Origin of the sequence: Halomonas sp. I1 (genome assembly GCF_032334135.1) — a bacterium.
In the GTDB taxonomy this organism is placed as follows: domain Bacteria; phylum Pseudomonadota; class Gammaproteobacteria; order Pseudomonadales; family Halomonadaceae; genus Halomonas.
The window spans coordinates 96,333-105,254 of record NZ_JAVXUS010000013.1; the positions used below are offsets into that span (position 1 = coordinate 96,333).

At 66.9% G+C, this 8,922-nt stretch carries 7 protein-coding genes; all 7 read left to right on the top strand.

Features of this window, described 5'->3' with window-relative positions:
• Positions 1-9: 9 nt before the first annotated feature.
• A complete protein-coding gene (locus tag RSO41_RS13700) occupies positions 10-492 on the top strand; it encodes an NYN domain-containing protein (protein WP_315619704.1) in 483 nt (160 codons plus the stop codon).
• A 174-nt stretch (positions 493-666) separates the two neighbouring features.
• On the top strand, positions 667-1,515 hold the full coding sequence (locus RSO41_RS13705; RefSeq protein ID WP_315619705.1) for a cyanophycinase: 849 nt from the start codon (positions 667-669) through the stop codon (positions 1,513-1,515).
• Positions 1,512-4,133, top strand: coding sequence for a cyanophycin synthetase (gene cphA / locus RSO41_RS13710; RefSeq protein WP_315619706.1), 2,622 nt, complete (start codon positions 1,512-1,514; stop codon positions 4,131-4,133). The genes RSO41_RS13705 and cphA overlap by 4 nt, the downstream gene beginning before the upstream one ends.
• Before the next feature lie 28 nt (positions 4,134-4,161).
• On the top strand, positions 4,162-5,325 hold the full coding sequence (gene iadA / locus RSO41_RS13715) for a beta-aspartyl-peptidase (protein WP_315619707.1): 1,164 nt from the start codon (positions 4,162-4,164) through the stop codon (positions 5,323-5,325).
• 111 nt (positions 5,326-5,436) lie between these two features.
• On the top strand, positions 5,437-7,179 hold the full coding sequence (locus RSO41_RS13720; RefSeq protein WP_315619708.1) for a sodium:solute symporter family protein: 1,743 nt from the start codon (positions 5,437-5,439) through the stop codon (positions 7,177-7,179).
• Positions 7,180-7,379: 200 nt separating this feature from the next.
• Positions 7,380-8,453 carry a patatin-like phospholipase family protein gene (locus tag RSO41_RS13725; RefSeq protein ID WP_315619709.1) on the top strand — a complete coding sequence of 358 codons (1,074 nt, stop codon included), beginning with the start codon at positions 7,380-7,382 and terminating at the stop codon, positions 8,451-8,453.
• A gap of 190 nt (positions 8,454-8,643) precedes the next feature.
• A partial coding sequence (locus RSO41_RS13730; RefSeq protein ID WP_315619710.1) for a hypothetical protein occupies positions 8,644-8,922 on the top strand: 279 nt, incomplete at its 3' end.

Sequence of the window (8,922 nt, forward strand, 5' to 3'; positions counted from 1 at the left end):
GGGGCCTGCATGCAAACGGTACTGATCCTGCTGGACGTCCAGAACCTCTATTACACCAGCCGCCAGGCCCATCGACGCAACGTCGACTACAACGCGCTCTGGGCCCGAGCCACCAAAGGGCGTCAGGTGAGCCGGGCCATCGCCTACGCCGTCGACCGTGGCGACGAGAAGCAACGCCAGTTCCAGAACATCCTGCGCGCCATCGGCTTCGAGGTGAAACTCAAGCCCTTCATCCAGCGCGCCGACGGCTCGGCCAAGGGCGACTGGGACGTGGGCATCACCCTGGACGCCATCGAACATGCCGGCGAGGCCGACCTAGTGGTGCTGGCCTCCGGCGACGGCGACTTCGCCTTGCTGGTCGACAAGCTGCACGACAAATTCGGGGTGGAGGTGGAAGTCTTCGGGGTTCCCGCCCTCACCGCCGACGCCCTGATCCGCTCGGCCTCGCGCTTCATTCCCATCGAAGGTGGCCTGCTGCTGGGCCAGGCGTGATCACTGATCGACGCCCCACCCGCGGCATCGGTCAGGCGTTTGTTCTAGCCCCGCCGGTGGATGGCTGCTATACCGTGAGACAGGAAGCAGGCATCCGACTATTCATCGACTTGCTCACTTGGTCATTGGATTTCGACATTTCCTCAAAAGCGTCGCTAGGCGACGAACGGGATTATGACCTCTCAGCTGCCCGCCACACTCGGCCACATCGTGGCGATCGGCGGTGCCGAGGATAAGACATCCGATCTCGAAATCCTGAAGCAGGTTTTCGCTCTCGCCCCCAGCGGTAGTGACGACGTCACCGTCATCGCCACCGCCAGCAGCATCCCCGATCAGGTACTCCCCGAATACGAGGCCGCCTTCACACGCCTCGGCGCCCGCCGTGTCCATGCGCTCGACATCCAGGACCGCCGGCAGGCCGCCGACCCTGGCAACGTCGAACTGATCGAGCGCAGCGGCGTGATCTTCTTCACCGGCGGCGACCAGCTGCGCCTGACCACTGTGCTGGGCGGCTCGGCAACGCTGAAGGCCATTCGCGACCGCCTGCTGGCCGGTGCCGTCGTGGCGGGCACCAGCGCCGGCGCGGCGGCCATGCCGGGCACCATGATCTACGATGGCAACGCCATGGATGCCCTGCGCAAGGGAGCCGTCAAGATGACCTCCGGTCTCGGCTTCGTCGATGGGCTCATCATCGACAGCCACTTCCTCGAGCGCGGGCGCTTCACACGCCTGATGGAGGTCGGGGCAAGCAACCCGGAGCACCTGGGCGTGGGGCTCGGCGAGGATGCCGCCGTGATCATTCACCCGAGCCAGATTCTCGAAGCCATCGGACCGGGGCATGTCATCCTCATCGACAGCCGCAACCTGGCAAGCTCGAACATCACCGAGCTGTCGATGGGCGAGGCGGTGGCGATCGAGCACATGGTCATGCATGCCCTGATCAGCGGCCACGGCTTCGACATCGAGGCACGACGCTACCTGGCGCCCGCCCCACTCAAGGCCAGCCTGGCGGAGACAACATGAAGATCCTCGAACACCGGGCCCTGCGTGGTCCCAACTACTACAGCCGCTATCCGACGTGCCTCATGCGCCTGGACATCGGCGAGCTCGAGGAGCGCCCCAGCGACACCGTCCCGGGTATCGGCGAACGCCTCACCGAGCTCATCCCGACCCTGCAGACACATCGCTGCTCGGTCGGCCGCCCCGGCGGCTTCCTGGAAAGGCTCGCGCGCGGCACCTGGGCCGGGCACGTCGTGGAGCACGTGGCGATCGAGCTGCAGAACCTGATCGGCTTCTCGGTCGGCTACGGCAAGACCATCGACAGCTACGACACCGGTGTCTACAACGTGGTCTACCGCTATCGGGACGAGGCCTGTGGCCTGGCGGCCGGGGTCGAGGCGGTCGAGTTCGTCGCCCGGTTGTTCGACGGGGACGAGATCGACATGGCCACGATCATCGCCCGCCTCAAGACGGTGCGCGACGCCCACATGCTGGGCCCCTCCACCGCGTCGATCGTCGACGCGGCCAAGCGCCGCAACATTCCCTTCGCTCGCCTGAGCGAGGAGACCAGCTACATCCAGCTGGGGCATGGCCACCGCCAGCAGCGCCTCCAGGCGACGGTGACCTGTCGCACCAGCCTGCTCGGCCACGGCATCGCCGGCGACAAGGACTGGACCAAGCAGCTCCTCGGCGATGCCGGCATCCCGGTCCCTATCGGGCAGGTTTGCGAATCGCTCGATGAGGCGCTCGAGGTCGCAAGCAGCATCGGCTATCCCGTCGTGGCGAAGCCGCTGAGCGGCAACCATGGCCGCGGCGTGAGCACCGACCTCCAGGACGAGCAGGCGCTGCGCGACGCCTACGAAACCGCCTCCCGACAGCATCGGTCGGTCATCGTCGAGCAGCACATCAAGGGCGAGGACCATCGCCTGCTGGTGATCGACGGCAAGCTGGTGGCCGCGGCCCGGCGGCGTCCCGCCCACGTGGTCGGCGACGGCGAATCCACGTTGCAGGAACTGGTGGACCAGGCGAACCGGGACCCCCGCCGCGGCATCGGCCACGAGAACCTGCTCACCCGCATTCAACTGGATGACCAGTCACTGCGGCTGATTGCCCAGCAGAACCTGACCCTGCAGGGCGTGATCGCCCAGGACGAGATCGTCTACCTGAAGTCCACGGCGAACCTGAGCTCGGGGGGCACGGCCACGGACGTCACCGATGATGTCCACCCCGAGGTGCATTATGCGGCGGAACGCATCGCCCGACTGATCGGGCTCGACATCATCGGTATCGACCTCATCGCCGAGACCCTGACCCGGCCGCTGGAAGAGCAGGCGGCGGCGGTCGTCGAGGTCAATGCCGGGCCAGGGTTTCGCATGCACCTGTCTCCGACTCACGGGCAGGGGCGAGATGTCGGCCAACACGTCGTCGACATGCTGTTCCCCGAGGGCGGAGACGGCCGCATTCCCATCACCGCGGTGACCGGCACCAACGGCAAGACGACCACGGTGCGGTTGCTCTCGCACCTGCTGCGCCACGCCGGCAGGAAGGTCGGCATGGCCTGTACCGGCACCATCGAGATCGACAACCACGTGATCATGCGCGGCGACTACAGCGGCCCGCAGGCGGCCGCCATCGTGCTGCGCGAACCCACCGTCGAGCAGGCCGTGCTCGAGGTGGCGCGAGGCGGCATCATGCGTCGCGGCCTGGGCTTCGATGAGTGCGACGTCGGCGTGCTGCTCAATATCGCCAGCGACCACCTGGGCGAGCACGACCTCCATACCCTCGACGATCTGGCCCGCTGCAAGACGGTGGTCATCGACGCCGTGCGCGAAGGGGGAACCGCCGTGCTCAATGCCGACGACCCTTATGTGCTGGAGGGTCAGCAATGGGCACGCGGCAACATCATCTTTTTCACCCTGGATCCCGACTCGCGCGTCGTCCACCAGCACGTTCGCGAACATGGGGTGGCCTTCACCGTCCACCGCGAGCGCATCGTGATGCGCCAGGGCCGCGTCGAAGCCGAGATCATCCCTGTCGATGACGTGCCCATCACCTTCGAGGGACATGCCCGCTTCAACGTGGCCAACGCCCTGGCCGCCAGCGCCGCCGCCTACGCGCTGGGGCTCGACATCGCCGCCATCCAGACCGGGCTGCAGACCTTTCATCCCACCCCCGGCCAGAACCCCGGGCGCACCAATCTGGTGGCGGCCGATGGGGTACAGGTGCTCATCGACTACGGCCACAATGTGCCGGCCCTGGAGGCGCTCGACGAGCTCGTCGGCAGCCTCCCGGCGCGCCGCCGCATTGGTGTGGCAAGCGCCCCCGGCAATCGCCGCGACGGGGATATTCTGGCCCTCGGCGCCCAGCTCGCCAGGATGCACGACGCCATATTCATCTGCGAAACCCATCCGCGCGGACGGGCCATTGGCGAGGCCGCCGGCTTGCTGCACGATGGCGCGGCGGCGGCGGAAACCGCCTGCGAGCTCGAGACCGTCCTCGACGAGCACATGGCGATCGAAAGAGCCTTCGATGCGGCCCGAGAGGGCGACCTGCTGGTCTTGCTGATCGATGACATCGACGGCGCCATCGAACGCCTTCGGGGGCGGCGCTTCTCGCCTGCCACCCCGAGCGAATCGGGATGAACGACGACGTCCACCGAGGAAGCTCGCCATGACGCCTGGAAGCAATCGGAGCAGACCACTGCTGACCCTGCTGCGGGTCGGCCGCCTGTACGCGCCGGAACCGCGCGAGGAGACCGACCTGCTGATCGCCGACGGCCGGATCGCGGCGCTGGGCCGCGACCTCACCATACCGGCAGGTTGGCCCGTGCACCTGGTGGAGGCGCGCGAGCTGACCGCCGTCCCCGCCTTCATCGATCAACATGTGCATGTCACCGGTGGCGGCGGTGAAGGGGGCTTCGTCACCCGCTGCCCGGAGATCACCGCCGCCGAGATCGCCGCCATGGGCATCGGCACGGTGGTCGGTGTACTCGGCACCGACAGCCTCAGCCGCTCGCCGGCGGACCTGCTGGCCAAGGTCCGCGGCCTGCGCGCCGAGGGCATCGCCGCCTACCTGTACACCGGCGCCTACCGCGTGCCGCCGCCGACCCTCACCGGCGATCTACAGCGCGACCTGGCCTGGATTCCCGAGGTCATCGGCCTGGGCGAGCTGGCGATCTCCGATCACCGCTCCAGCCAGCCGCGCCAGGACGAGATCGAGCGGCTGGTCAGCGAGGTGCGCGTCGGCGCCCTGCTGGCCGGCAAGCGCGGTATCTGTCACTTTCATGTCGGCGACGGCGACCGCGGCCTGGAGCCGCTGCGCCGCTTGCTGTCCGAGACCGAGATCCCCGCCGACCAGGTGATCCCCACCCACGTCAATCGCCGCCGCGCCCTGCTCGACGAGGCGGCGGACTACGCGCTCGCCTTCGGCGCCAGCGTCGACCTGACCGCCTTCGAGGATCCCGGCGCGGAAGGCCTCTCCGCCTTCGACGCGGTGATCGTTCTGCTCGGGCGCGGCGTGCCGAGAGAGCGCATCACCATCAGCTCCGACTGCAACGGCAGCCTGCCCGAGTTCGACGCCCAGGGCGGCTACGTCGGCATGCGCGTGGCCCGCAACACCGCCCTGATCGCCGACTGGCAGCGCCTGGTACGCGAGAACATCCTCCCGCTCGAGCAGGCCCTGGACCTGATCGCCGGCAACGTCGCCCGGGTGCTCGGGCTGCAGGCCCGCAAGGGGCGCCTGGCCGTCGGCTTCGATGCCGACGTCACCCTGCTCGATGGCGAACTCCAGCCCAGGAAGACGTTCGTGGCGGGACGCTGCGTCCATGAGGGGTAGGACGGCGCTCAATGTCGCATCAGTCGCATGGCATGACGTTACGAGAATGCCCTCCTCATGGCGAAGCCGCATCATGGTGCGCCACAAATTCAACAAATTATGGTTCCTGCCATGATCTACACCTCCGCCATCCTGCTGAGCCTGATCGGCTACTTCGTCATCGGCCATCTGGCCGGGCGACGGGTCAAGCACCTCGACGACTATCTGGTCGCCGGACGCAACGCCCCGACCTTTCTGATCCTCGGCACCCTGGTCGCCAGCTACCTGAGCACCAGCGCCTTCCTCGGCGAGACCGGCTTCGCCTACCAGGGCTATCCCTTCGTGATGCTCATCTTCGCCGCCATCAGCACCTCGGGCTGCCTGCTCGGCGCGCTGGCCTTCGGCCGCTACCTGCGCCGCAGCGGTGCCCTGACCGTGCCGGAGTTCTTCGGCAAGCGCTTCGCCTCGAAACGCGTACAGCGGATCGCAGGCCTGACCACCGTGCTCGGCCTGGGCGCCTACCTGCTGGGCGTGATGCAGGGCGCCGGCATCATGTTCGAGGAACTCACCGGCATGCCCTACTGGGTCGGTCTGGTGCTGGTGTGGCTGACCTATACCGGCTTCATCCTCTACTCCGGCTCGCCGGGCGTGATGCTGACCGACACGATCATGTTCGTGATCTTCTCCGTGGCGGCGCTGGGCGGCTCGCTCTACATCATCCACGACCTGGGCGGCTGGCACGGCGTCGTCGAGGGGCTGCTGAGCCAGGGCGACAAGCCCGGCATCGCGCTATGGCATGGCGTCCTCGAGGGTGAGGATGCGACCTTCTCCACGCCGGGCGAGGCCCTGACCTGGGGCCTGACGCTAGGCCTGGTGTGGGCCGCCGTGCTGGCGGCAAGCCCCTGGCAGTCCAGCCGCTACCTGATGGCGCGCAACGAGCACGTGGTCATGCGCTCGGCGATGCTCACCGCGGTGTCGCTGGCGGTCTTCTACGCGCTGATGATGATGACCGGCGCGGCCATCAACCTCTACGACCCGACCCTGAACGGCGAACGCGCCATGGTGTGGGCGGCCCTCAACGTCCTGCCGGCCTGGCTGGGCGTAGTGATCCTGACCGGCGTCTTCGCCGCTGGCCTGTCCTCCTGCTCGACCTTCCTGTCGATCATCGGCTTCAGCATCTCCAACGACATCCTGCCCGCCAACCGCAGCGAGGCTTCGGCCATGCGCGCCAGCCGCCTCGCGGTGCTGGGTGCCGGCCTGGCCGCCCTGATCCTGGCCCTGTTCCAACCGCCGGCGGTGATGGCCGTGGTATGGTTCGCGGCGACCCTGTTCGCCTCCTCCTGGGGCCCGGTGGCGCTGATGAGCATCTGGAGCCGCCGGATCACCGCCGCCGGGGCCGGCTGGGGCCTGACGGTGGGCTTCGTCGGCAACCTCATCCTGTCGCTGATGGTCCAGGCCGAGTGGATCGCGCTGCCGACCTACCTGCACCCGGTGCTGCTCAGCACCCTGATGGCACTGGTGGCCATTGCCGTGGCCTCGTCGCTGACCCGGGTCAGCCAGGCCGAGCGTGATTACCGGGCCTTCCTGCATCGTACCGACGAGCACGAACCCAGCGGCTGGGCCGCAGGTTCCCGCAGCATCGCTGTGTTCACCATGCTGGCGGGCGTCGGCGTCGGCGCCTTCCTGTGGCGCCAGTACGCCGATACGCTGGCCGGACTAGCCGGCCGCTTCGGCATCCCCGAGTCCGCGGTCACCGGCGCCTACGCCCTGGCCGTAGGTTGCGGCGCCATGCTGGTGATCGCCGGCGCCGTGGGCTATCGCGTGGTGCGCAGCCGCCACCAGGATGCCCGTCAGTCGAGTGCCGCCAGCGCCTGAACGCGCCGCGCCCTCTCCACCGAGCCCATCGCGCCCAACGGCCGATGGGCTCGTTCGTTTTGCCCCCCCCATTCGCCTGACCGACGCACCGCTCACCGTATCCCCTCGCGTCTGCACCTCTCACCAGCGCCCACGGCAGTCAACGCCCGAGCCGGCTACAATGCACCGCAGCATGGCGACCGAGAGCGGAGGCCACGGCGATGGCGAACGGCACACCCGCGGCAGACAGGAAACGTATCGACCTGGCCCTGCAGGGCGGCGGCTCCCACGGGGCCCTGACCTGGGGCGTGCTCGACCGCCTGCTGGAGGACGAGCGGCTGGAAATCGACGCCATCAGCGGCACCAGCGCCGGGGCCATGAACGCCGTGATGCTCGCCGACGGCCTGCACCGCAACGGCCGCGACGGCGCCCGTGAGGCGCTGCGTGACTTCTGGGAGGCGGTGAGCCGCATGGCCCGCTTCTCCCCCCTGCGGCGCACCTTCTGGGACCGCATGATGGGCAACGACAGCCTCGATTACTCCCCCGGCTACCTGTTCCTGGAGGGGCTGACCCGGCTGGTGGACCCGGGGCGACTCAATCCGCTGGGCATCAATCCCCTGCGCGACCTGATCGAGAAACAGATCGACTTCACGCGGGTCAACGCCTGCGGCCAGGTCAAGGTCTTCGTCACCGCCACCAACGTGCGCACCGGCCGGGCAACGATCTTTCGCCAGCCCGCCCTCTCGGTGGATACCCTGATGGCCTCGGCCTGTCTGCCGACGCTGTTCCCGCCCGTGGAAATCGACGGCGAGGCCTACTGGGACGGCGGCTACAGCGGCAATCCCGCCCTCTATCCGCTGGTCGACAACCGTGGCTGCAGCGACCTGGTGGTGGTGCAGGTCAATCCGCTGGTCCGCCGCAGGCTGCCCGACGGCGCCCGGGAGATCATCAACCGGGTCAACGAGATCACCTTCAACTCCAGCCTGGTCAAGGAACTGCGCAGCATCCGGCTGCTCCAGCGGCTGATCGAGGCCGAAGGCCTGGAACTCGAGCGCGTCCGCGCGATGCGCCTGCACCTGATCCACGCCGAGCAGGAGGTCCAGGAACTCAGCGCCTCCAGCAAGATGAACGCCGAATGGGAGTTCATCTCGCGGCTCCATGAACTGGGTCGGCGTTGGGCCGACCAGTGGCTGAACGACAACTTCGACGCCATCGGCCAGCATTCCACCTTCGACCTTGATGCCATCTTCGACGATACCTTCGCCCCCCTGCCACGCCGGGATGGCGACAGCTAAACGGTCCCCCATTCCCCTTTGGCTGCAACAACGTTGAAGCCCCCCACGCCACGCGGACCGAGCCGCCACTACAGTGGGACAAGAGTCTTGTTGATGGAAGCCTTTCCCATCAACAGAAACAGGCTCTTCACTCTCGATACCGCTGAGAGAACACAGCCCCGCATGACAATTCAAGACATGGATATGTGTAATGTTAAAAACTGCAATGATGCTTATATCGATTATCACCTTGAGTGGCTGTAGCGCTCATGGTGCCTGGTACGGTGAAACCAAGCCATCAATGAGATTTGCTGAACTCCCCAGCAAATCAACTTTATATGTCTGGAGTCCAAAGAACAGTGCGGCATTCGTGAACGCTCAAGGTAATGGGTGCATTCAGGGGGCAGATGTTTTGGCTCTTCATCTATTTCAGTGGGTTAGGTGTCATTTCCAGCCCGCCGAAATGAAACAGGATCGCCGTCTTGAAACG